The organism is Streptomyces sp. NPDC008313, assembly GCF_042956125.1.
Lineage (GTDB): Bacteria > Actinomycetota > Actinomycetes > Streptomycetales > Streptomycetaceae > Streptomyces.
Genome location: NZ_JBIBFR010000017.1, coordinates 39,794 through 62,734 on the forward strand (window position 1 = coordinate 39,794; position 22,941 = coordinate 62,734).

Genomic DNA, 22,941 nt, shown 5'->3' on the forward strand with positions numbered 1-22,941 from the left:
GAGCCCCGGCGGTGACCGTCTCCGGTCCCGGTGACCGTCTCCGGACCCGGCCCGGGTGCGCGCCGCCCCTCTGTGCCGGGCGGCGCGCGACGGAACACCCCGGCGGGCGTCAGGTGCGGGAGACGTTCCGCTCGTAGACCAGGCGGAGGCCGATCAGGGTGAGCCAGGGCTCGTGCTCGTCGATGACGGAGGCCTCGCCGAGCACCATCGGCGCCAGTCCGCCGGTGGCGATGACCGTGACGTCGTCCGGGTCGTCGGCGAGCTCGCGTGCCATGCGGTTGACGACCCCGTCGACCTGCCCGGCGAACCCGTACACGATGCCCGCCTGCATGGCCTCCACGGTGTTCTTGCCGATCACCGCGCGCGGGCGGGCCAGCTCGATCTTGCGGAGCTGGGCACCGCGCACCCCGAGGGCCTCGACGGAGATCTCGATGCCCGGGGCGATCACACCGCCCGCGTACTCGCCGCGCGCCGAGACCGCGTCGAACGTCGTCGCCGTGCCGAAGTCCACGACGATCGCCGGGCCGCCGAACAGCTCGACCGCGGCCACCGCGTTGATGATGCGGTCGGCGCCGACCTCCTTGGGGTTGTCCATCAGGATCGGCACGCCGGTCTTGATGCCCGGCTCGACCAGGACGGCGGGCACGTCGCCGTAGTAGCGGCGCGTCACCTCGCGCAGCTCGTGCAGGACCGAGGGGACCGTGGAGCAGATGGCGATGCCGTCGATGCCGTCGCCGAGCTCGTCGCCGAGGAGCGGGTGCATCCCCATCAGCCCCTGGAGGAGCACGGCGAGCTCGTCGGCGGTGCGGCGGGCGTCCGTGGAGATGCGCCAGTGCTCGACGATCTCCTCCCCGTCGAAGAGGCCGAGGACCGTGTGCGTGTTGCCGACGTCGATGGTGAGGAGCATGCGCCCTACTCCGCCCCGCCCGTGACCGGCTCGTCCGTGGACGCCGCGTCCGTGACCTCGCGCAGGTCGAGGCCGATGTCCAGGATCGGCGAGGAGTGGGTCAGCGCGCCCACGGCGAGGTAGTCCACGCCGGTGGCGGCGTAGGCCGCCGCGTTGTCCAGGGTGAGGCGGCCCGAGGCCTCCAGGAGCGCCCGGCCGTCGACCAGGGCCATGGCCTCCTCGCACTCGGTCGGCGTGAAGTTGTCCAGCAGGATCAGGTCGGCGCCCGCGTCGACGACCTCGCGCAACTGGTGCAGGGTGTCGACCTCGACCTCGACGGCCAGCTCGGGGAAGGCCTCGCGGACGGCCTTGAAGGCCTGCGCCACACCGCCCGCGGCCAGCACGTGGTTGTCCTTGACCAGGGCCGCGTCCGAGAGGGACATGCGGTGGTTGACCCCGCCGCCCATCCGCACGGCGAACTTCTCCAGGGAGCGCAGTCCGGGCGTCGTCTTGCGGGTGTCGCGGACCTGGGCCTTCGTGCCGGCGAGCACGTCGGCCCACGCGCGCGTGGCCGTCGCGATGCCCGAGAGACGGCACAGGATGTTGAGCGCGCTGCGCTCGGCCGTCAGCAGGTCGCGGGTGCGGGTCGTGACGCTGAGCAGCTTCTGTCCGGCCTCGACGCGGTCGCCGTCCAGGACGTGCCGCTCGACCTCGAACTCGTCGGTGCAGACCACGGAGATGACGGCCTCCGCGACCCTGAGGCCGGCGACGACGCCGGCGTCACGGGCGGTGAAGTCGGCCGTGGAGACGGACTCCTCGGGGATCGTCGCGACGGTCGTGACGTCCACGCCGTGGTCGAGGTCCTCCTGGATCGCCACGTTGGCGATGTCCTCGATCTCGACGGGGTCGAGCCCGGCGTCGAGGAGGAGCTGGGCGAGCGCGGGGTCGAGACCGCACTCCATGTACGTCTCGTCGGCGTACGTCTCGTCCGCGTCGGCGCCGCAGCCGCAGCCGTCGCCGCAGCCACCGCTCTGGGCGAGGGGAAGATCGGGGGTGCTCACTTCTGTCACTGCTCCTGTGGACGGGACGCCGGCTGGGGCTCGCGGGTTTCCCCGGCTCGACCGGGGTCGAGAGCGCCGGGGCGGGTCGGGGGGAAGTCTGCTGTGTCGGTGGTGCGCACGGCGAGCGACCGGTCCGGATTCAGCCGTACGACGATGTGGCGCCGCCAGTGCGTGTCGTCCCGGTCGGCGTGGTCCTCGCGCCAGTGGCAGCCGCGGGTCTCCTCGCGCAGCCCGGCGGCGGCGACCAGGACGCGGGCCACGCACAGGAGGTTGGTGGCCTCCCAGGTGTCGACGCCGGGCTCGGCCGTCTTGCCGTTCTCGTCGAGGGCGTCGCGCGCGTCGGTGTGCAGGCGCTGGAGCCGTTCGGCGGCCTGTCGCAGCGACGCCTCTGAGCGCAGGACGCCCGCCCCGTCCGTCATGATCCGCTGGATCGCGAACCGGGTCTCGGCACCGAGGAGCGGGTGCTCCGGCGTCTCGGGGTGCTCCACCGGAGCGGGCACGCGCGCGTGCAGACGGTCGTCCTCGTGGCGGGCGGCGATGTCGGCGGCGATGCGCTCGGCGTAGACCAGACCCTCCAGGAGGGAGTTGGAGGCGAGCCGGTTGGCGCCGTGGACGCCGGTGCAGGCGACCTCGCCGCACGCGTACAGGCCCGGCACCGTCGTACGGCCCCGCGCGTCGGTGCGTACGCCTCCGGAGGCGTAGTGGGCGGCCGGGGCGACCGGGACGGGCTCGGTCACCGGGTCGATGCCGTGGGCGCGGCAGGCGGCGAGGATCGTCGGGAAGCGGTGCTCCCACATCTCGGCGCCGAAGTGGCGGGCGTCGAGGAACATGTGCTCGGCGCCCTTCTCCTGCATGCGCCGCATGATGCCCTTGGCGACGATGTCCCGGGGCGCGAGCTCGGCCAGCTCGTGCTGCCCGGTCATGAAGCGCACGCCGTCCGCGTCGACGAGGTGGGCGCCCTCGCCGCGTACCGCCTCGGACACCAGCGGCTGCTGGCCCTCGGCGTCCGCGCCGAGGAACAGCACGGTCGGGTGGAACTGCACGAACTCCAGGTCGGAGACGTCGGCCCCGGCGCGCAGGGCGAGCGCGACGCCGTCGCCGGTGGAGACGGACGGGTTGGTCGTCGCCGAGTACACCTGGCCCATGCCGCCGGTCGCTAGCACGACGGCCGGAGCGTGCACCGCGCCGACGCCGTCGTGCTGGCCCTCGCCCATGACGTGCAGGGTGACGCCGGCGGTGCGGCCGTCGGCGTCCGTGAGCAGGTCGAGCACGAGGGCGTTCTCGACCGTGCGCACGCCCCGCTCGCGCACGGCCTCGACCAGCGCGCGGGAGATCTCGGCTCCGGTCGCGTCGCCGCCCGCGTGCGCGATGCGGCGGCGGTGGTGGCCGCCCTCTCGGGTCAGCTCCAGGCCGCCCCCGGCCGACTCGTCGAAGTGCGCGCCGGTCGCGATGAGCCGCCGTACGGCGTCGGGGCCCTCGGTGACGAGGATGCGCACGGCCTCCTCGTCGCACAGGCCCGCGCCCGCCACCAGCGTGTCGTCGAGATGCTGCTCAGGGGTGTCGCCCTCGCCGAGGGCCGCGGCGATGCCGCCCTGCGCCCAGCGCGTGGAGCCGTCGTCGAGACGCGCCTTGGTGACGACGACGGTCCGCAGGCCGGCGGCCTCGCAGCGCAGGGCCGCGGTGAGCCCGGCGACCCCGGAGCCGACGACCACGACGTCGGCGGCGAGGGCCCAGCCGGGGGCGGGGGCATGCAGTCGTATGCCAGTACCTGTGCCGGTCACGAGGCGGCTCCGAAGGTGAGGGGGATGTTGTCGATCAGCCGGGTCGTGCCGACCCGGGCGGCGACGGCGAGGACCGCCTCGCCGGTGAAACCGTCCGCGATCTCGGTGAAGTCGGACGGGTCGACCAGGGCCAGGTAGTCCAGGGCCAGCGGCGGCTCGAGGCGGGCCGCCTCGTCCAGGACGAGGCGGGCGGCGGCCCGGACGGCGGCGGGGCCGCCGGGCGCGGCCTTCGCGACGGCGTGCGCGTCGGCGGCGGCGCGGGACTCGCCGAGGGCGCTGAGTCCCTCGGCACGCGCCCGCGTGGCGGGCACTTCGAGGGCTCGCGCGCGCAGCGCCTCCTGGGCGGCGTGCCGGTCGCGGCCGGCGAACAGCGCCCTGGACAGCGCGAGGGCGGTGCGCCGCTCGGCGGACGACAGGTAGCGGTTGCGGCTGGAGAGGGCCAGTCCGTCGGGCTCGCGCACGGTCGGCACGCCGACGATCTCCACCCCGAAGTTCAGGTCGCGCACCATGCGCCGGATCAGGGCGAGCTGCTGGGCGTCCTTCTGCCCGTACAGCGCCACGTCGGGACGGGTGAGGTGCAGCAGCTTGGCGACGACGGTGAGCATCCCGTCGAAGTGGCCGGGCCGTGAGGCGCCCTCGCAGAGCTCGCCCATGGGCCCGGCGGTGATCCGGACCTGGGGCTCGCCGCCGGGGTAGACCTCGTCCACGGAGGGGGCGAACACGGCGTCGGCCCCGGCCACGGAGGCGATCTTCACGTCGGCGTCGAGGGTGCGGGGATAGCGGTCGAGGTCCTCTCCGGCGCCGAACTGGAGGGGGTTCACGAAGACGGTGACGACCACCTCGCCGGTGCTCCCGGCGATCTCCCGGGCGGCGCGGACCAGGGTGGCGTGCCCCTCGTGCAGGGCGCCCATGGTCATCACGACGGCGCGGCGGCCCTCCGGCACGCGCGCGTGCAGCTCGGCGGCGGTGCGCAGGATGTCGGTCACTTCTCGCTCCCGTCGTCGGGAAGGGTCGCACCGTCGGCGAGTACCCCCAGCAGGTCCTCGGCGAGCTCCGGCTTGAGCATGCCCCGGGCCAGCGCGCGGTCGGCGGTCGCCCGGGCCATGGCCAGATAGCCGGCGACGGTCTGCGGGGCGTGCCTGCGCAGCTCCGTCACGTGCGCGGCGACCGTACCGGCGTCACCGCGTGCGACGGGGCCGGTGAGGGCCGCGTCACCCGACCTGAGGGCGTTGTCCAGGGCGGCGCCGAGGAGCGGGCCGAGCATCCGGTCGGGGGCCTCGACACCGGCCGTGCGCAGCAGCTCCATGGACTCGGCGACCAGGGTCACCAGGTGGTTGGCGCCGAGCGCGAGGGCCGCGTGGTAGAGCGCCCGGGACTCCTCGGCGACCCACTCCGGCTCACCGCCCATCTCGATCACCAGCGCCTCGGCGGCCAGCCGCAGCTCCTGGGGCGCGGTGACCCCGAACGAGCAGCCGGCCAGCCGCTGGACGTCCACGGGGGTGCCGGTGAACGTCATCGCCGGGTGCAGGGCGAGCGGCAGGGCGCCCGCGCGCAGGGCCGGGTCGAGCACCCGTGCGCCGTACCGCCCCGAGGTGTGCACGAGCAGCTGGCCCGGCCTGACGGCGCCGGTCTCGGCGAGGCCCTCGACGAGGCCGGGCAGGGCGTCGTCGGGGACGGTCAGCAGGACGAGCTCGGCCCGCTCCATGACCTGCGCCGGGGTGACCAGCGGGACGTCGGGCAGCATCGACGCGGCGCGCCGTACGGAGGCGTCGGAGACCCCGGAGACGGCCACCGGGCGGTGTCCGGCGAGCTGGAGCGCGGCCGCCAGCGCGGGGCCGACACGGCCGGCGCCGACGACGCCCACGGTGAGCCGCGCCGGGCGGTTGCTCGGGTCCGACGGGGGGTCTGGCTGATGGAATGTACTCACTCGACGGCGGCCTTCCCGTTCCAGTCCGCTCGGGGTACCGGACGATTTCTCGTCATGTTAACGCGATTGGTTCCGCGGGCGTCCGGTTGTCCACAGGCTGTGGGTCACGGCACGCCCGACAGCGGACGGGACGGGGTGCCCGGCGGGCCCCGGGCGACGTGTCGTGGGCAGGCCGGGACGGCCACGGGAGGCCGGAAACCGGGTGCCGCCGTGCCACGGCGCGGGGCATGATCCGGGGATGAGCGAAACAGCGGGCGAGCCGGCGGAGCAGGTCGAGCAGCGGATGGCCGAGCAGGTGGCGGACGAGGCGGCGGACGAGGCGGCCAGGAGACGCGAGCGCCGCACGGCCGCCGCGCGGGGCGCCGAACGCGCCCTGTGGCAGCCCTCCTTCCAGCTGGCCGTCCGGGAGCGGCTCGCCTGGCTGGCCGAGGGCGCGGAGGACGTGTACGACCTCGACCGGCCGGCCGACATGTACGGCGACGGCATCGTCGAGACCCTGGAGGAGCGCGTCGCGGGCCTGCTCGGCAAGGAGGCCGCCGCGTTCTTCCCGACCGGCACCATGGCCCAGCAGGCCGCCCTGCGCTGCTGGGCGGGCCGCACCGGCGACCCGACGGTCGCGATGCACGCGCTCAGCCATCCGGAGACGTACGAACGCCATGCGTTCAGCCAGCTCAGCGGCCTGCGGCCGGTCCGGGTGACGGACGAGCCCCGGCTGCCGACCGCCGACGAGATACGGGACTTCGCGGAGCCCTTCGGCGCCCTGATGCTGGAGCTGCCCCTGAGGGACGCCGGTTTCGTGCTGCCGACCTGGGAGGAGCTGGAGGCCGTCACGGAGGCGGCGCGCGAACGGGACGCCGTGGTCCACTTCGACGGGGCCAGGCTCTGGGAGTGCACCACGCACTTCGGCCGCCCCCTGGACGAGATCGCGGGGCTCGCGGACAGCGTCTACGTCTCGTTCTACAAGTCGCTCGGAGGGTTCGGCGGAGCCGCGATCGCGGGTCCGAGGTCCCTGGTCGAGGAGGCGAAGACCTGGCGGCACCGCTACGGCGGCATGATCATCCACCAGTTCCCGACCGTCCTGTCCGCGCTGATCGGTCTCGACCGGGAGCTGCCCCGGCTCCCGGAGTACGTGGCCCACGCGCGCGTGGTCGCCGCCGCGCTGCGGGAGGGGTTCACCGAGGCCGGGGTGCCGTGGGTGCGGATCCATCCGGAGGAGCCGCACACGCACCAGTTCCAGATCTGGCTCCCGTACGCCCCGGACGTCCTCACGGAGGCGGCGACGCGCCACGCCGAGGAGACGAAGACCGCCCTCTTCCCGCAGTCCTGGGCCCGTGGCGGCCCCGGCCTCGCGCACACCGAGGTCACGGTGGCACAGCCGGGCCTGGAGTGGACGGCGGACGACGTGCGGGCGGCCGTCGCGGACTTCTGCGAGCGGCTGCGGGAGGTGGCGGCGGGCTGAGGCCCGGGGTGCGGGGCCGGGGCCTGGGGCGGGGGCGGGTCTTCAGCCGCTCGGGTGGGCCCGCGCGCGCAGGCCGCGCACCAGCGCCTCCCGGATCCTGCCCCGGGCCGGGTGGCCGGCCAGGACCGCCCTGAACCGCCGGTAGTCGCGCAGCTCGCGGGCGGCCCTCAGGTCGTGGGTGCCGGGCGCCGGCGGGAGAGGGTCGCCGTGCTGCCGGGCGCGGTAGGTGTCGAGGAGGTACTGCTGGGTGACGCTCATCGCGGATCGCCTCTTCGTGACGGGGAGACGGGGATCCGTGGGCCCCGCGGTTGCCCCGGTGGTCCAAGCCTGCACCCGCCCGGGGCCGGCGTCGTCCCGATTGACGGCTCCCGTCAATCGGCGGCGGTCCTGTCGGTGGCGGGGTGCACCATGAGGTCATGAGTGTGCGCATCGACATCACGGGACTGCGGCCGGAGGGGATCGCCGTCGTGCCCTCCCCCCTGGCCGAGCTGGGGATGGCCCTGCACGCGCTGTCCGAGCCCGGCCACCACCCGGGGCTGCAGGGCTGGGCCACCACCGTGACCGCCGGCCTCGACGCGCACCTCGCCGACCGGATGTGCGAGGCCGACTTCCTGTGGCGCACGACGTTCTCGGACCTCTTCCTGCCCGCCGCGGGCGTCCCGGGCGGGACCACACTGCCCGGAGCGACGCTCGCCGACGACCTCGATCTGCTGGACAAGCTCTCCGACGAGCAGTTCGTGGACGCGGCGCTCGAGTTCAGCTGCGCCCTCGCCTACGACACGCAGGGCCCCGACGCGCTCTCCGACCCCGAGGTGCGCGAGCGCGCCCTCGAACTGGCCGCCTCGCGCGGGCCGCGGCAGGTCCGGTTCACCCGGCGGCTGCTGGACGACCCGCCGAGCGTCAGGGCCTGGCTGCGGCAGTTCCTGCGCGACTGCGACGACGCCTTCTTCGCCGAGACCTGGTCCCGGCTGCGCCACCCGCTGGCGGCGGACGCCCGGCACAAGACGGACCTCCTGCGCCACAAGGGGCTCGCGGAGGCGCTGTCCTCGGTCTCCCCCGCGCTGTCGCTGGACGAGCCCGCCGGCCTCATCACCGTCGACAAGCTGACCGACGGCCGCACCGTCACCGCGGACGGCGGTCTCCTGCTGGTGCCGACCAGCCTCGGCCGGCCGCACCTGATGGTGCTCCACCGGTATCGCTGGCAGCCCGTGCTGCACTACCCGGTCGCCTCGCCCGAGCTCGCCGCGCCGCCCTCGGTCGAGCAGCTGACCCTGCGGATGACCGCGCTCTCGCATCCGGTCCGGATGCGGATCTGCCGCCATCTGGCGCGCACCGCGTACACGACCGGCGAGCTGGCGCGGGTGCACGGGGTGACGGCGCCCGAGATATCCCGGCATCTGTCCGTGCTGAAGAAGGCGGGCCTGATCACCACGCGCCGCCGCGGACGGTACGTGCTGCACCAGCTCGACGTGAGCGTGGTGGCCCGGCTGGGCAGCGACTTCCTCGAGGGCCTGCTGCGCTGACCGCCCGAGGCCGGCGGGTCAGTCGAAGCGGATGTGCTTCGCGCCGGTCCAGGTGCGCCGCAGCCGCCCGCGCAGCGCGCCGTCCGTGTTCGGCGTGAGGGTCAGCCCCGCCAGTACGGCGATCCGGTCGGCGGTCCTGGCGACCGTGGTGTGGTCGGTCCACAGATGCTCGGCGAACTCGGGTTCCCGCAGCCGCTCCAGGCAGTGGTCGAGCTGCTGGACGGCCCAGCTCTCCCGGCGCAGCGGGGCGTCCTTCCCGCCGACGTACCGCAGCAGGTGCCCGAAGCCGCGCTCGCGCAGCCGGTCCATTACGGTCTCGCGCTCGGCGAGGAGCGCGAAGTGCCGGACGTCGTGGCCCTGTTCGCGCAGGCGTCCGACCGTCTCGTCGAAGTAGCCGGAGTCGGTGACGGTCATGGGGGCGATCACCACGCCGTCGTGCCGGGTGAGAGCGAGGTCGAGCACCTCGAACACGCCCTGCCGCCAGGAGGCCAGGTCCTGGAAGTCCCCGCGCAGCTCGGGCGGCATCATGCGGCGCAGACCGAACCCGGCGTGTTCCGGATCGCAGATGACACTGCCGGGCAGCCGTCGCCGGATCTCGTGTGCGGTCTGTGTCTTGCCGCCCCCGAAAGGGCCGTTGATCCACAGGAGCATGCGCAGACCCTACCGACCCCGCGAGGCCCCGGTCAGGCCGTCCGGCCGACCGCGCCCGTCGACGGTTCCGCTCGGCCGTTGCCGTTGCCGTTGCCGTTCCCGGCAGCCGGTGCCGTCAGGGCTGTCCGCCGGCCCGGACGAGGCCCGTCTCGTAGGCGAGGACGACGACCTGAACGCGGTCGCGCAGCCCAAGCTTCGTCAGGATGCGGCCGACGTGCGTCTTCACGGTCGCCTCGGACAGCACGAGCCGGGCCGCGATCTCACCGTTCGACAGGCCCTGCGCGACGAGCACCATGACCTCGCGCTCGCGGTCGGTGAGCCGCTCCAGCCCCTTGTGCCGGGGCTCCCCTCCGGTGCTGGGCAGCATCGGCGCGAAGCGGTCGAGCAGCCGCCGGGTGGTGGAGGGCGCGACCACGGCGTCGCCGCTGTGCACGGAGCGGATGGCCGTGAGCAGCTCGCCGGGCGGCACGTCCTTGAGCATGAACCCGGACGCGCCCGCCTTCAGCCCCGAGAACGCGTACTCGTCGAGGTCGAAGGTGGTCAGGATCAGCACCTTCGGCGGCTCGGGGTCGGAGCAGATGCGGCGGGTCGTCTCGACGCCGTCCAGCTTCGGCATCCGGACGTCCATGAGGACCACGTCGACCGGCGTCCCGCGCAGCACCTGGAGGGCCTCGACGCCGTCGCCCGCCTCGGCCACGACCTCCATGTCCGGCTGGGCGGCGAGCACCATCCGGAAGCCGGTGCGCAGCAGCACCTGGTCGTCGACGAGCATCACGCGGATCGCCATCGGGGGTCGGTCCTTTCGGGGGGAGCGGGTACGGGGAGGGGCGGGGGCCGGGTCGGTAGGGGGCGGAGGGCGGGTTCGACGGGTGGTCGGAGGGCGGATGTTCGACGGGGTGGTCAGAGGGCGGGCTTGAGCGGGAGCAGGACGCTGACGCGGAAGCCGCCGCCCGGCCGCGGTCCCGCGTCCAGGGTGCCGCCGACCATGCCGACCCGCTCGCGCATACCGATCAGGCCGTGCCCCTGGCCGTCGGCGCCGCCCTCCTCGTACAGCTCGTGCGGGGCGCCCTTGCCGTCGTCCTCGACGAGCAGTCCGAGGCCGTCGTCGAAGTAGACCAGGCGCACGCTCGCTCCCGCGTTCGCGCCCCCGTGCTTGCGGGTGTTGGTCAGAGCCTCCTGCACGATGCGGTACGCCGTGAGCTCGACGCCGCTCGGCAGCGGGCGGGGGGTCCCCTCGACCTTGAAGTCGACGGGGAGACCGGCGGTGCGCACCTGCTCGATGAGGTCGTCGAGCTGCTCCACGTCCGGCTGGGGCACGTACTCGCCGCTCTCCTGGTGCTCGCCGGTGCGCAGCACGCCGAGCAGGCGGCGCATCTCGGCGAGGGCCTGCCTGCCGGTCGAGGAGATGGTCTCCAGGGCCTTCTTGGCCTGGTCGGGGGCGGCGTCCAGCACATAGGCGGCACCGTCCGCCTGCACCACCATCACCGACACGTTGTGCGCGACGACGTCGTGCAGCTCGCGGGCGATCCGGGCGCGCTCGGCGGCGACCGCCACCTTGGACTGCGCCTCCCGCTCCTTCTCCAGCCGGGCGGCGCGCTCCTCCAGCTGGGCGAGGTAGGCGCGGCGGGTGCGGATCGAGTCGCCGAGGACCCAGGCGAGCACGAAGGGCACCGCCTGGAACACCGCTATCAGGACGTTGCCCCAGGGGTTCACGTGGTCCTGCGGCCAGCGGATCTGGGAGAGGGGCGCCGCGAGCAGGCCGCAGGTCAGGGCCGCCCGCGAGGCCCAGCGGGCCCCGTCCGCCGCGACGGTGTAGATGATCACCAGCATCGCGAAGTCGGCCGGTGTCACCGCCACGTCCAAGACCAGCTGGGCCAGGCCGAGCACGCCGGTGAGCAGCAGCATCTTCTCGGGCATGCGCCTGCGCAGCGCGATCACCAGGCAGAGCAGCACGGTGACCGGCACCGTCAGGCAGGGGTTGTCCGTACCGCCGGACTCCCGGTTCATGGCTCCGCCCACCATGGAGATCCCGAGCAGGACGAGGGCCCAGAAGCCGTCGACCCATGTCGGGTGCCTGCGGAGGAAGTCATAGAGACGCTGCACGTAACCCAGAGTAGGGAAGCGTGCAGGGTGCAGGGGTCAACCGAAGGGCCGATCCCAGGGCGCCCCGCGTACTCCGCAAGGTGGAGAGGGCATCCGGAATCCCGCGTACGGGAGGCCCTAGCCTGGCGTGATGGGACGTGGGGCGGCGGACGGGTGGCGTGGGTGGCGTGCGGCGACGGAGGACGCGCTGTACGGGCCCCGGGGCTTCTACCGCAGGCCCGAGGGCCCCGCGGGTCACTTCCGCACCTCCGTGCACGCCTCGCCGCTCTTCGCGCGGGCCGTGGCCCGGCTGCTGTGCCGCGTCGACGAGGCGCTGGGCCGTCCCGCGGAACTGGCGTTCGTCGACATGGCGGCGGGCAGGGGCGAACTGGTGACCGGCGTACTCGCCGCGCTCCCGGCGGACGTGGTCTCCCGCACGCGGGCGTACGCCGTCGAGCGCGCCGGCCGGCCCACGGGCCTCGACCGGCGCGTCACGTGGCTGGCCGAGCCGCCCCCGGGTGTGAGTGGTCTGCTGTTCGCCAACGAGTGGCTGGACAACGTCCCCCTGGACGTCGCCGAGGTGGACTCCGACGGCGTGCCGCGCCTGGTCCTCGTGGCACCGGACGGGACGGAACGCCTCGGCGCTCCGGTGACCGGGGCGGACGCGGCGTGGCTGGCCCGCTGGTGGCCCGCCGCGCCGGGGGCGGCGGGGCCGGAGGGGACGGAGGACGCGGGCGGGCCCCGTACGGGGCCCCTTACGGAGACTCTCGACGCCGTGGCGACCGGCGCCCGGAGGGAGCCCGGCACCGGGAAGGAGTGCGGTACCGGGAGCGGGGCCGAGTCCGACGACGTGAGCGAGTCCGACGCCGGGGCCGGATCCGACGGCCGCGCCGAGTCCCGCGCCGGGACCGGATGCCGCGTGGAGATCGGGTGGCCCCGGGACCTCGCCTGGGCCGGGGCCGTCGGCTCGCTCGGGCGGGGGCTCGCCGTGGCCGTCGACTACGCGCACCTCGCGGCGGCACGGCCGCCCTTCGGTACGCTCACCGGCTTCCGGGAGGGTCGCGAGACGGCGCCCGTGCCGGACGGGTCGTGCGACATCACGGCCCACGTCGCGCTGGACGCGTGCGCGCTGCCCGGCGGGTCGCTGACGACCCAGCGGGCCGCCCTGCGCGCCCTCGGCGTGCGCGGCGGGCGGCCGCCGCTGTCCCTGGCGGCGACGGACCCGACGGGGTACGTACGGGCCCTCGCGGCCGCCGGTGAGGCCGCCGAGCTCACCGCGCCCGGCGGGCTCGGGGACTTCGGCTGGCTCCTGCAGCCCGTCGGCCTGCCGGACGCACCGCCCGAGGCGCTACTTGTCGATGTCGCCGACCACGAAGAACAGTGACCCCAGGATGGCCACCATGTCCGCGACCAGCGTGCCCGGCAGCAGTTCGGTGAGCGCCTGGATGTTGTTGAAGGACGCGGAGCGCAGCTTCAGCCGGTACGGGGTCTTCTCGCCCTTGCTGACGAGGTAGTACCCGTTGATGCCGAGCGGGTTCTCGGTCCACGCGTACGTGTGCCCCTCGGGCGCCTTGAGGACCTTGGGGAGCCGCTGGTTGACGGGGCCGGGCGGCAGGTGTGCGAGGCGGTCGAGGCAGGCGTCCGCGAGGTCGATCGCGTTGTGCGTCTGCTGCAGCAGGCACTCGAAGCGGGCGAGGCAGTCGCCCTCCTGGCGGGTGACCACCTTCAGGACGTCGCCCAGCTCCCCGTACGCGAGGTACGGCTCGTCGCGGCGCAGGTCGAAGTCGACCCCGGACGCACGGGCGATCGGCCCGCTCACCCCGTAGGCGTGCACCGCCGCCGGCGTGAGGACGCCCACGCCCCGCGTGCGGGCCCGGAAGATCTCGTTGCCGAGGACCAGGTCGTCGTACACGTCCATGCGCGAGCGCAGCGCGGCGACGGCCCCGCGCGCGCGGGATGCCCATCCGGCGGGGAGGTCCTCCTTGAGGCCGCCCACGCGGTTGAACATGTAGTGCATCCGCCCGCCGGAGATCTCCTCCATGACGGCCTGGAGATCCTCGCGCTCCCGGAAGGCGTAGAAGATCGGGGTGATACCGCCCAGTTCGAGGGGGTACGACCCCAGGAACATCAGGTGGTTCAGGATCCGGTTGAGCTCCGCGAGCAGCGTGCGCATCCACACCGCGCGCTCGGGGACCTCCATGCCGAGCATCCGCTCCACGGCGAGGACGACGCCCAGCTCGTTGGAGAAGGCGGAGAGCCAGTCGTGACGGTTGGCGAGCATGACGATCTGGCGGTAGTCGCGCGCCTCGAAGAGCTTCTCCGCGCCGCGGTGCATGTAGCCGATGACCGGCTCGGCGTGCTGGATCCGCTCACCGTCGAGGACGAGGCGCAGCCGCAGCACGCCGTGCGTGGACGGGTGCTGAGGCCCGATGTTGAGCACCATGTCGGTGCTCTCCGCCGCGCCGCCGATACCGACCGTGGTCTCCGTCGTAGGAGTCATGGCACCAGTCTGTCCTACGTACGCTTGCGGCATGGAGACGGGGACCACTCGGGGCACCGGGGACGGCGGGCACGGCGACGGCACGGCGGACGGTCCGGTGTGGACGGGACTGCCTCCCGGGCTGCTGCGGATGCGGCGGCTGCTGCTCGTGGTGTGGCTGGGGCTGCTGACGGTGGCCGTGGCGCTGGTGCCGGGGCTGCTCGCCGGACCGGAATGGGCGGTCTTCGCTCTGTTGCCCCTGGCCCTGATGCCGTGGGGGTGGGTGATGCTCGGCCGCAACTGGCGCTCCTGGCGGTACGCCGAGCGCGCCGACGACCTGCTGATCAGCCGGGGCGTGCTGTGGCGGGAGGAGACGGTCGTGCCCTACGGACGGATGCAGCTCGTCGAGGTCACCTCGGGTCCCGTGGAACGGCACTTCGGGCTGGCCGGCGTCCAGCTGCACACGGCGGCGGCCGCGACGGACGCCCGCATCCCCGGCCTGGACCCCGAGGAGGCCGAACGGCTGCGGGACCGGCTGACGGAACTGGGCGAGGCCCGATCGGCGGGACTGTGAGCGACGGGGACGGGCGGGGAGGCGGGGACGGCCCGGAGGGCGAACGGGAGGACGGGGCCCACCTCCGCCCCCGGGCGGACGGCCGCGCGCGGGAGCCGGAGCAGAAGTCCCCGGGCCGTGAGGCGCACGAGACGCCTGAGGCGCCTGAGTCGCCTGAGTCGCCTGGAGCGCACGTCCGCCCCGAGGCGGACGGCCGCGCGCGGGCGCCGGAGCCGGAGCCGCACGAGCGGCGGCTGCATCCGGTGACGCCGCTGCGCCGCGCCTGGGCGCCCGTCGCCGTCATCATCGGCTGGGCGGCGCACGACCCCGACCAGGCACAGCGGCAGCTGAACCGGCTCTCCTCCACGACGCTGCTCCTGGGCTTCGCCGTCTTCCTCGCGGGCGGCGCCCTCTACGGCTTCTTGACCTGGTGGTTCACCCACTTCGCCGTGACCAGGACGGAGCTGCGCATCCGTACGGGCCTGCTGTTCCGGCGTACCGCGCACATCCGGCTCGAACGGCTCCAGGCCGTCGACGTCACCCAGCCCCTGCTGGCGCGCGTCGCCGGCGTCGCCAAACTCAGACTCGACGTCATCGGCACCGACAAGAAGGACGAACTCGCCTACCTCGGCGAGGCACAGGCCCGCGCCCTGCGCGCCGAACTGCTGGCCCGGGCCGCCGGATTCGCCCCCGAGACCGCCCACGAGGTCGGCGAGGCGCCGTCCCGGCGGCTGCTCCACGTCCCGGCGGGCGTCCTGGCCGTCTCGCTCCTCCTCACCGGCGCCACCTGGGGCACCCTGACCGCCGTCCTCGTCGTGCCACCGCTGCTCTGGCTGGCCACGCACAGCGTGTGGACGGTGCTCGCGGCCGCGCTGCCGCTGCTCGGCGCGGCGGGCGCGAACAGCGTGGGGCGGTTCGTCACCGAGTACGACTGGACGGTCGGCGAGTCACCGGACGGTCTGCGGATCGACCACGGGCTGCTGGACCGGGCGCACGAGACGGTGCCACCGGGGCGCGTGCAGACCGTACGGATCGTCGAGCCGCTGCTGTGGCGGCGGCGGGGCTGGGTCCGTGTCGAGCTGGACGTGGCCGGATCGTCCAACTCCGTGCTGCTGCCCGTCGCTCCGCGCGCGGTCGCCGAGCTGGTGGTCACGCGGGTGCTGCCCGGTGTCACGGTGCCGTCCGCGCTGTCCCGGCCGCCGCGCCGGGCCGGCTGGTGCGTTCCCCTGTGGTGGCGGGGGTACGGGCTCGCCGTCACCGACACCGTCTTCGCCGCGCGGCGCGGGCTGCTGCGCCGCAGCCTCGCGCTCGTCCCGCACGCCAAGGTGCAGAGCGTCCGGCTGAGGCAGGGGCCATGGGCGCGGCTCAGGCGGGTGGCCGACGTCCATGTGGACACGGGGGCCGGCAAGACGGTGACGGCGCGGCTGCGGGACGCCGGGGAGGCGGCGGACCTGCTCCGTTCCCAGGCCGACCGCTCCCGCACCGGACGACGCCACGCGCCGCCGGACCGCTGGATGCGGGAGGAGTGACCGGAAGCGACCGCCCGGGGCCGCCGCTGGACGAAGGCAGGCGGGGGCCGACGGGGACGCCGGACCGGCGGACCGGCGTGAGTTGACCGGTACCTCTGGGCGCGGGCGCGGCCGACTCCGGGCCGCGGTCCGCAGGCCGCAGCCCGCCTGGTAGCGATGGCCTGGGGGCCGCCCGCGCCGCCGCCGCTCGCGGGTGGCGAACGCACCGAGGCCCGCACCCCGGAGGGTGCGGGCCTCGGCCGGGGTGCCGGCAGCCGGTCAGGAGACCGCGCTGCGGAGCCCCGTCAGGTCGATCTGCTCGGTCTCGTCGTGCGCGGTCAGGTCGATGACCTGGCCGATGCCCCGGGACTCCTCGTCCGCGGGCTTGAACACGCCCTCGGACTCGGCCTTGTGCAGCGCGAGCGCCTCCTGGCCCACCACGTCGGCCAGGTCCTCGTTCTGCACGGCCTCCATCGCGTCCGCGGACGAGTCCTTCTGGGTGCCGAAGAAGTCGAAGCCGCCCTGGACGGAGGGGCGGCGCGACGGCGACTGCGGGGCGACGGCCACGGCGGTCGGCACGGTGAAGTGACCGGAGGGACGGGTGCGCTTGACCGGCGCGACGGGCTCGGCCGGCTTCTCCACGGCGGCCGCGTGCCCGTGCTCGTCGGCCGCCCCGGGCTTCCCCTGCGCCTCGTCCTCCCCGGCGGGGGCGTCCGACGCGGAAGCGCCGGGCGCGGGGTCCGCGTCGTCCCGCACGGGCTCCGCCCGCACCGCGTCGGCCCTCACGGCCTCCCTGGCGGCGTCCCTCACGGCCTCCTTGACGGCGGCGTCCCTGACCGGGCCGCCTTTGGCCACATCGGCGCCGCCTTCGGCGAGGCCGTCCGCCGTCGCCTCGTCCGCCGTCTCCTCGGCCGCCGTCGGCTCCGGTCCGCCGTCGGGTGCCCCGGAGTCAGGGTGGCGGCCGGCTTCGGCGAGGCGGCTGAGGGCCGCGTCGGCCCGCAGGAACAGGGCCGAACCCCCGGGCGAGAACACACCCGCGCCGGCCACGGTCTCGGCGTCGGACGCGACAGCGGAGTCCGGCCCGGCCACGGAGTCCGGTCCCCCGGCGGAGCCGGACGTCGGTCCGGCCCCGGTCCCGGAGCCGGGCCGCGTCCCGCTCTCCGCGACGGTCGCCGACGGCCCTGCCGTCAGCTCGCGCGAGGGGACCGTCGTCTCTATCGCGAGCAGCCGGCGGCCCTCCAGCGCGGTGGCCCGTTCCGTCTCGGCCGTGGCGTACCGCCGCAGCAGCGCCGCGTGTTCGTTGCGCAGGCCCGCCAGCTCGGCCCGCTTCGCCCGCAGCTTGTGCTCCAGCTTGACGCGCAGTTCGCGCGATTCGTCCAGATCCGTCTCGAGTTCGGCGACGCGCTCCTCGTAGCGCCATTCGTCGCTCGCCCGCGCGCGCGTGAGGTCGGCGACGCGTCTGCCCGCCGCCGCGTCCCAGCGGCGCATGACGAAGGCGCCCACGACCGCCGTCACCGCGGCGCCCGCGGCCAGCCCACGGAGCACCAGCGGCTCCGTGAACAGCCAGGGCCCCACGGCGCAGACGAGCGAGACGCCCGCGATCGCCGAAGGAGGCAGCAGCCTGTGCAAGGGCGGGGAATGGCGGTGACGTCCACGTGGCATGGCCAGAAACTTACCGCGAGTAGGCGAATCATGGTGCCCCGCCCGGTAAAAACACAGCCACCTCGAACGCTTCACACCGCCACGGGCATCCCCCGGCGCGCTACTTCTTGATCAAACCCTTCGACCGCAGATACTCCTCGGCCACATCGGCCTCCTTCTGACGCTCCGCGTCGACCTTGCGGTTGAGTTCCACCAGATCGTCCGTGGTGAGCGTCCGGGTCAACTCCGAGAGGGCGTCCGCAATCGCCTGACCGCCCGCGTCCTTCGCGTTGACCACGGGAAGCACGTTGTCCGCGTTCTGCAGCTTCTTGTCGTCCTCCAGGAGGACGAGGTCGAAGTTCTTGAGGGTCGCGTCCGTGGTCGTGGTCAGCACCAGCTGGTCCGTGCCGTTCTTGACGGCCTGCTTGGACTGGGTCGTCCCGACGCCCTTGGGGTCGATCCCGGAGACGTCGATGCCGTACGTCTTCTTCAGACCGGGCGCGCAGAAGGGGCGGGTCTCGCATTCGTCACCGGCGGCGATCTTGACCTTGACGCCCGACTTACCGAGATCCGAAAGCGTCTTGAGGTGATGCTTCCGGGCGAATTCGGCGCTCACCGCGAACGCGTTCTGGTCGACCGCCTCGCCCGGCGGCAGCACCTTGAGTCCCTTCGGCCCGGCGAGCTTCTTCAGCGCGGCGACCGTGGCGTCGACATCGCTGGAGGCGACCGTCTTCGCGTCGGCGCCGTTCTCCTTCAGGTTGAGGAATTCCGCGAGGGTCGCCGCGTATTCGGGGACGACGTCGATGGCGCCCTTCTCCAGCTGCGGTTCGTAGATCTCGCGGTTCTCCACGGTCTTGACCGTCACGCTGTATCCGGCGTTGTCCAGGACCTGCTTGTAGAGCTCGCCGAGGACCTTGGCCTCGGTGAATCCCGCGGCGCCCACGACGAGTTCGCCCTTGCCGCCACCGGCCCCCTTGTCCGGGCCGTCGTCCTCCAGGCTGTCACCGCCGCAGGCGGCGAGCGAGGCGGTGAGCGCGCCCACGGCGACCGCCGCGACCGCCATCCGACGCGTTCTGCTGTTCATCGTTTCGTTCCCCTCTTCAGGATCAGGTAGTTGGACGTCCGCCGTCGAGCACCTCGCCGCCCGCGCGGAACCGGGAACGCGACGAAGGGGAGGGGTCGAAGATCCGGCCCGCCACCACCAGCACCGCCTCCACCAGGAGCGCGAGCACCGCGACCAGGAAGGCGCCCGCGACCACCTGCGGCGTGTTCTGCAGGCTGAAGCCGGCCGTGATGATCCGGCCGAGGCCGCCCTCGCCCGCCATGGCGGCGAGGGTCGCCGTGGCGACCACCTGCACGGCGGCCGACCGCAGTCCCGTCATCACCAGCGGATACGCGAGGGGCAGTTCGACGCGCCGGAAGACCTGGCCGCCGCTCATGCCCATCCCGCGGGCGGCCTCGACCACCGACCGGTCCACCTCCCGCATCCCGAGATACGCGTTGGTCAGCAGCGGCGGCACGGCGAACAGCACCAGCGCGATGAGCGTCGGCAGGTCCCCCTGCTGCCCCAGCGGTGTCAGGGTCAGCAGCACGAGCACCGCCAGCGTGGGCACGGCACGTCCCACGTTGGAGATGTTGACCGCGAGCGCGCCCCCCTTGCCGATGTGCCCGAGCCACAGGGCGAGCGGCAGCGCGACGAGGCAGGAGACGGCGAGGGTGACCCCGCTGAAGTACAGGTGCTCGGCGAGCCGGTGCCAGACCCCCTTCTCGCCCTGCCAGTTGGCGCCGGTCGTCAGCCAGTCGTACGCACCCGAGATGGCGTTCATGCGGGCTCCGTCACCTTCTCCGCGGCCGGACGCCGCCGTATGCGGGACGTGCGGGGCGTCCGGGTCCACGGCGTGAGCAGCCGCTGCAGTCCGAGCAGCAGCAGGTCCGCAGCGACCGCGAGCAGCACGCACAGCACGGACGCGGTGAGCACCTGCGCCTTGAAGGTGGAACGCAGGCCGTCGAGGATCAGCGTGCCGAGGCCGCCGTAGTTCACGATCGCGCCCACCGTCGTCAGCGCCACCGTGGACACCGTCGCGATGCGCACCCCGGCCAGCATCGCGGGCAGGGCCAGCGGCAGCTCGACCTCCCACAGCAGCCGCACCGGTCCGTACCCCATGCCGCGCGCCGCCTCCCGGGCGTCCTCGGGGACGGCCTGCAGGCCCGCGAGGATGTTGCGCACGAGGATCGTCAGCGAGTACAGCACGAGGCCGGTGACCACCAGCGAGGCCGAGAGCCCGAACACGGGCAGCAGCAGCGAGAACATGGCGAGCGACGGGACCGAGTACAGGACGGTGGTCAGCCCCAGGATGGGGGCCTCGAACGCCCGGCCGCGCCGGGCGAGCAGCGCCAGCGGGAAGGCCACGGCCACGCCGATGGCGACCGCCGCGGCGGTGATGCCCACGTGCTGGACGGTCGCGTCGATGAGCTCCTGGCTGCGGGAGCGGACGTACTCCCCGCACACCCAGTCGTTCGCCACGAGACAGTTCTGCTTGCTCACCCGCCCCACCTCCCCCGAAACACCCGAACATATGTCAGTGGACCGACGAGCCGCCCGTCGTTCCCGTCGCCGGCGGCTCCGGGACGTTGCGCCCGGACCGGTCCGGACAGGAGACCCTAGGGTCTGTCCGGCGGATCATGCCGCAGACGCGGGAACCGGCACGCACATCTGCGGCGTTGTCGTCGGTTGCCATGGCTCCGCCATGTCGCCCTCCTCCGCCTTGCAGCTGCACGCACCGGTCCCCGCTCACCGGCGCTGATCAGGCACCGCCGGCTCACTGCGACTTGATCCGCCGGACAGACCCTAGTACGCACCACTGACAATGGCCGATGGACGCCGTACGAACGAAACACCGTCTTCACACAACGCTCCGCGCCGACGGCCACAATGGGGAGTCATGATCCGGTTCGAGAACGTCACCAAGCGGTACGCGGACGGCACCACGGCCGTCGACGACCTGTCCTTCGAGGTAGCGGAGGGCGAACTGGTCACGCTCGTCGGCCCGTCCGGCTGCGGCAAGACCACCACCATGAAGATGGTGAACCGCCTCATCGAGCCGACCGCCGGGCGGATCCTCCTGGACGGCGAGGACATAGCGGCCGTCGACCCGGTCCGGCTCAGACGCCGTATCGGCTACGTCATCCAGCAGGTCGGCCTCTTCCCGCACCGGACGGTCCTGGACAACACCGCCACCGTCCCCCACCTCCTCGGCGTCAAGCGCGCCAAGGCCCGCGAGCGCGCCGCCGAACTCCTCGACCTGGTCGGCCTGGACCCGCGCACCTTCGGCGGCCGCTATCCCGACCAGCTGTCCGGCGGCCAGCGCCAGCGCGTCGGCGTGGCACGGGCCCTGGCCGCCGACCCGCCCGTCCTGCTGATGGACGAACCGTTCGGCGCGGTCGACCCGGTGGTCCGCGAGCACCTGCAGAACGAGTTCCTCAGGCTCCAGCAGTCGGTGCGCAAGACGGTGCTGTTCGTCACGCACGACATCGAGGAGGCCGTGCGGCTCGGCGACCGCATCGCCGTCTACGGACAGGGCCGCATCGAGCAGTTCGACACCCCCTCGGCCGTACTGGGCGCGCCCGCCACCCCGTACGTGGCCGACTTCGTCGGAGCGGACCGCGGTCTCAAGCGGCTGTCCGTGACCCCCATCGAGGAGAGCGACCTCGAACAGCCGCCCGTGGTACGGCTGGACGATCCGCTGCCGCGGAAGCTCGACAGCGGGGCCCGCTGGGCCGTCGTGCTCGACGCGGACGGCGCGCTGCACGGCTGGATCTCCGCGGAGCACGCGCGCGTGCGCACCGGCACCGTGCGCGAGCACGCCCGCCGGATGGAGGCGTGGCTGCCCGTGGGCGCGTCCCTGAAGCAGGCGTTCTCGACGATGCTGCAGCACGACGCGGGCTGGATCGCCGTCATCGACGAGGACGGCGAGGGCCGCTTCCTGGGCGTGCTCACCCCGGCGCGCCTGCACGAGGCGCTGCGCCGGTCCACGGCCGCCGACGCGCGGGACATCGCCCGCGCGGACGTCGAGCTGGAGTCGGTGGGCACGCTGGACCCCGCTGCGGCCGCGGGGGACGGCTGAGGTCACCGGGCGTCAGCGGCCGGTCAGCCGTCCGCTGAGCCACTGGAGGGCCGGCGGGATCTCGCGGCGCCAGGTGTTGAAGTTGTGCCCGCCGCTGTCGAGGACGATCGAGGAGATCCGGGTCGGCGGCCTCGACTTCACCAGCTCTATGAAGTCCAGCGTGTCCTGGTAGTTGGCCTCGCCCTGGCGGCTGCTGGTGACCAGCAGGGACGTGTCGGGCGCCGGCCGGTGTCCCAGGTACCACCTCAGGTCGGCCTCGTCGCGCAGCTTTTCGTCGCCGTGGAAGAGGTCGCCCGTGGTGGCGTCGGTGGGCGCCGCGTAGTAGGGCGACAGTCCCGCCCCCGCCGCGTAGGCCTGCGGGTGGTGGACGGCGAGTTTCAGCGCGCAGTAGCCGCCGGTGGAGTCGCCGACGACGCCCCAGTTCCCGGGCTTCGTACCCACCCTGTAGTGGGCCGACACGGCGTCCGGCAGGTCTTCGGCGAAGAACGACTCGGTGGGCGGGCCGCCCGGGACGTCGACGCACTCGGTGTCCCGCGGGGGCGCCACGGTGGGCCGCAGCATGACCAGGATCATCGGCTGCGCCCTGCCGTTCTTGGCCTCCTCGTGCGCGGTCTGCGGATAGGGCAGTCCCTTGATCAGCGCCTGGGCGGTCCCCGGGTATCCGGTGAGGACCACCACCGCCGGGAACGTGCGCGTGCGGTACCGCGGCTGGAAGTACTCCGGCGGCAGGTACACGTACGCCCGGGTGGCGATGCGGGTCGTACGGCCCACGACGGCGACCTCCTGGATCTGGCCGCCGACCCGGGGCCGCGAGCCGCCCGCCACGCTCACCTCCTGGGTGCCGACCACCCGGAGGGGTCCGCCGTCCGCGCCGGCGGCGGTGTGGTCGAGGACCACGCCCTGACCGTTCTCCCTGCCGAGCAGGTCCGCCCAGCTGGCGTAGAACCCGAAGGCCTGATTGGCGCTCAGGCCGAGCGCGAGCACGATCGCCACCTGGGTGGCCAGCAGCAGGCCGATCCGGCCGCCGACCGCCCCCAGGCTCCGTCGCGCCAGCCGCGGCCACAGCCACACCGTGCCGACGAACAGCAGTACGGCGAGCGAGACCGCCAGCACCAGCACCTTGTTGCTCGTGAGACCCATGGGGTGTTTCCTGCCTGCGCTTTCCGTCCTGGATCCGCCCTCGCCGTCGCGAGGCCTTGGCCCGGGTTCTGCCCGCCGTTCGGCACGGCTTTCCGGAGGGGAGTGAACCTGGCCCCCCAAGACACC

21 protein-coding genes are annotated in these 22,941 nt (G+C 73.7%); 6 read left to right on the forward strand and 15 right to left on the reverse strand.

Annotated elements, in window-relative coordinates; translation table 11 throughout:
* Positions 1-109: 109 nt before the first annotated feature.
* The 5 genes from ACFY93_RS22975 to ACFY93_RS22995 are packed head-to-tail and all read right to left on the reverse strand — an operon-like array spanning position 110 to position 5,655.
* The gene (locus ACFY93_RS22975) at positions 110-907 is read right to left on the reverse strand and encodes a type III pantothenate kinase (RefSeq protein WP_391362028.1); all 798 of its coding nucleotides are present in this window, start codon (positions 905-907) and stop codon (positions 110-112) included.
* A 5-nt stretch (positions 908-912) separates the two neighbouring features.
* Complete coding sequence (nadC, locus tag ACFY93_RS22980) at positions 913-1,947, reverse strand: carboxylating nicotinate-nucleotide diphosphorylase (protein WP_391362031.1); 1,035 nt, start codon at positions 1,945-1,947, stop codon at positions 913-915.
* 5 nt (positions 1,948-1,952) lie between these two features.
* The gene (locus ACFY93_RS22985) at positions 1,953-3,728 is read right to left on the reverse strand and encodes an L-aspartate oxidase (protein WP_391362033.1); all 1,776 of its coding nucleotides are present in this window, start codon (positions 3,726-3,728) and stop codon (positions 1,953-1,955) included.
* Positions 3,725-4,714, reverse strand: coding sequence for a pantoate--beta-alanine ligase (gene panC, locus ACFY93_RS22990; RefSeq protein ID WP_391362035.1), 990 nt, complete (start codon positions 4,712-4,714; stop codon positions 3,725-3,727). The genes ACFY93_RS22985 and panC overlap by 4 nt, the downstream gene beginning before the upstream one ends.
* A complete protein-coding gene (locus tag ACFY93_RS22995) occupies positions 4,711-5,655 on the reverse strand; it encodes a DUF2520 domain-containing protein (protein WP_391362038.1) in 945 nt (314 codons plus the stop codon). Before ACFY93_RS22995 ends, panC begins: the two co-directional genes overlap by 4 nt.
* 238 nt (positions 5,656-5,893) lie before the next feature.
* On the opposite strand from ACFY93_RS22995, the gene ACFY93_RS23000 reads away from it, so the two are divergent.
* On the forward strand, positions 5,894-7,114 hold the full coding sequence (locus tag ACFY93_RS23000; protein ID WP_391362041.1) for a beta-eliminating lyase-related protein: 1,221 nt from the start codon (positions 5,894-5,896) through the stop codon (positions 7,112-7,114).
* 42 nt (positions 7,115-7,156) lie between these two features.
* Here the strand turns inward: ACFY93_RS23000 and ACFY93_RS23005 are convergent, their stop codons facing one another.
* On the reverse strand, positions 7,157-7,372 hold the full coding sequence (locus ACFY93_RS23005; protein WP_391362043.1) for a hypothetical protein: 216 nt from the start codon (positions 7,370-7,372) through the stop codon (positions 7,157-7,159).
* Between the two features lie 158 nt (positions 7,373-7,530).
* On the opposite strand from ACFY93_RS23005, the gene ACFY93_RS23010 reads away from it, so the two are divergent.
* Complete coding sequence (locus tag ACFY93_RS23010) at positions 7,531-8,637, forward strand: DUF5937 family protein (protein WP_391362045.1); 1,107 nt, start codon at positions 7,531-7,533, stop codon at positions 8,635-8,637.
* A gap of 18 nt (positions 8,638-8,655) precedes the next feature.
* Here the strand turns inward: ACFY93_RS23010 and ACFY93_RS23015 are convergent, their stop codons facing one another.
* From ACFY93_RS23015 to ACFY93_RS23025, 3 genes are all read right to left on the reverse strand, one after another.
* Positions 8,656-9,288, reverse strand: coding sequence for an AAA family ATPase (locus ACFY93_RS23015; protein ID WP_391362047.1), 633 nt, complete (start codon positions 9,286-9,288; stop codon positions 8,656-8,658).
* 115 nt (positions 9,289-9,403) lie between these two features.
* Positions 9,404-10,075 carry a response regulator gene (locus tag ACFY93_RS23020; protein WP_391362049.1) on the reverse strand — a complete coding sequence of 224 codons (672 nt, stop codon included), beginning with the start codon at positions 10,073-10,075 and terminating at the stop codon, positions 9,404-9,406.
* A gap of 113 nt (positions 10,076-10,188) precedes the next feature.
* On the reverse strand, positions 10,189-11,391 hold the full coding sequence (locus tag ACFY93_RS23025) for a histidine kinase (protein ID WP_391362051.1): 1,203 nt from the start codon (positions 11,389-11,391) through the stop codon (positions 10,189-10,191).
* A 130-nt stretch (positions 11,392-11,521) separates the two neighbouring features.
* Between ACFY93_RS23025 and ACFY93_RS23030 the strand changes: the two genes are divergently transcribed.
* Positions 11,522-12,754 carry an SAM-dependent methyltransferase gene (locus ACFY93_RS23030; protein WP_391362053.1) on the forward strand — a complete coding sequence of 411 codons (1,233 nt, stop codon included), beginning with the start codon at positions 11,522-11,524 and terminating at the stop codon, positions 12,752-12,754.
* Here ACFY93_RS23030 and ACFY93_RS23035 read toward each other — a convergent pair.
* Positions 12,719-13,903, reverse strand: coding sequence for an NADH-quinone oxidoreductase subunit D (locus tag ACFY93_RS23035; RefSeq protein WP_391362055.1), 1,185 nt, complete (start codon positions 13,901-13,903; stop codon positions 12,719-12,721). The two genes, ACFY93_RS23030 and ACFY93_RS23035, sit on opposite strands and share 36 nt — an antisense overlap.
* Between ACFY93_RS23035 and ACFY93_RS23040 the strand changes: the two genes are divergently transcribed.
* Both ACFY93_RS23040 and ACFY93_RS23045 read left to right on the forward strand, forming a co-directional pair.
* Positions 13,902-14,423: a PH domain-containing protein gene (locus ACFY93_RS23040; protein WP_391362057.1), complete on the forward strand. Its 522-nt coding sequence runs from the start codon at positions 13,902-13,904 to the stop codon at positions 14,421-14,423. The genes ACFY93_RS23035 and ACFY93_RS23040 overlap by 2 nt on opposite strands.
* A 233-nt stretch (positions 14,424-14,656) precedes the next feature.
* Positions 14,657-15,931 (forward strand): PH domain-containing protein, encoded by a 1,275-nt coding sequence (locus ACFY93_RS23045; protein ID WP_391362306.1) that lies wholly within the window; start codon positions 14,657-14,659, stop codon positions 15,929-15,931.
* A 258-nt stretch (positions 15,932-16,189) separates the two neighbouring features.
* Here ACFY93_RS23045 and ACFY93_RS23050 read toward each other — a convergent pair whose 3' ends face one another.
* From ACFY93_RS23050 to ACFY93_RS23065, 4 genes are all read right to left on the reverse strand, one after another.
* Positions 16,190-17,572, reverse strand: coding sequence for a hypothetical protein (locus ACFY93_RS23050; RefSeq protein ID WP_391362060.1), 1,383 nt, complete (start codon positions 17,570-17,572; stop codon positions 16,190-16,192).
* Positions 17,573-17,672: 100 nt separating this feature from the next.
* Positions 17,673-18,635, reverse strand: a complete 963-nt coding sequence (locus ACFY93_RS23055) for a glycine betaine ABC transporter substrate-binding protein (protein ID WP_391362063.1) — start codon at positions 18,633-18,635, stop codon at positions 17,673-17,675.
* Between the two features lie 22 nt (positions 18,636-18,657).
* Entirely contained in the window at positions 18,658-19,377 is a 720-nt protein-coding gene (locus ACFY93_RS23060; RefSeq protein WP_391362065.1) for an ABC transporter permease subunit, read from the reverse strand.
* Complete coding sequence (locus tag ACFY93_RS23065) at positions 19,374-20,096, reverse strand: ABC transporter permease subunit (protein WP_391362068.1); 723 nt, start codon at positions 20,094-20,096, stop codon at positions 19,374-19,376. The genes ACFY93_RS23060 and ACFY93_RS23065 overlap by 4 nt, the downstream gene beginning before the upstream one ends.
* Positions 20,097-20,493: 397 nt before the next feature.
* On the opposite strand from ACFY93_RS23065, the gene ACFY93_RS23070 reads away from it, so the two are divergent.
* On the forward strand, positions 20,494-21,675 hold the full coding sequence (locus tag ACFY93_RS23070; protein WP_391362071.1) for a betaine/proline/choline family ABC transporter ATP-binding protein: 1,182 nt from the start codon (positions 20,494-20,496) through the stop codon (positions 21,673-21,675).
* A 12-nt stretch (positions 21,676-21,687) separates the two neighbouring features.
* Here ACFY93_RS23070 and ACFY93_RS23075 read toward each other — a convergent pair whose 3' ends face one another.
* A complete protein-coding gene (locus ACFY93_RS23075; RefSeq protein WP_391362074.1) occupies positions 21,688-22,815 on the reverse strand; it encodes an alpha/beta hydrolase-fold protein in 1,128 nt (375 codons plus the stop codon).
* Positions 22,816-22,941 lie beyond the last annotated feature (126 nt).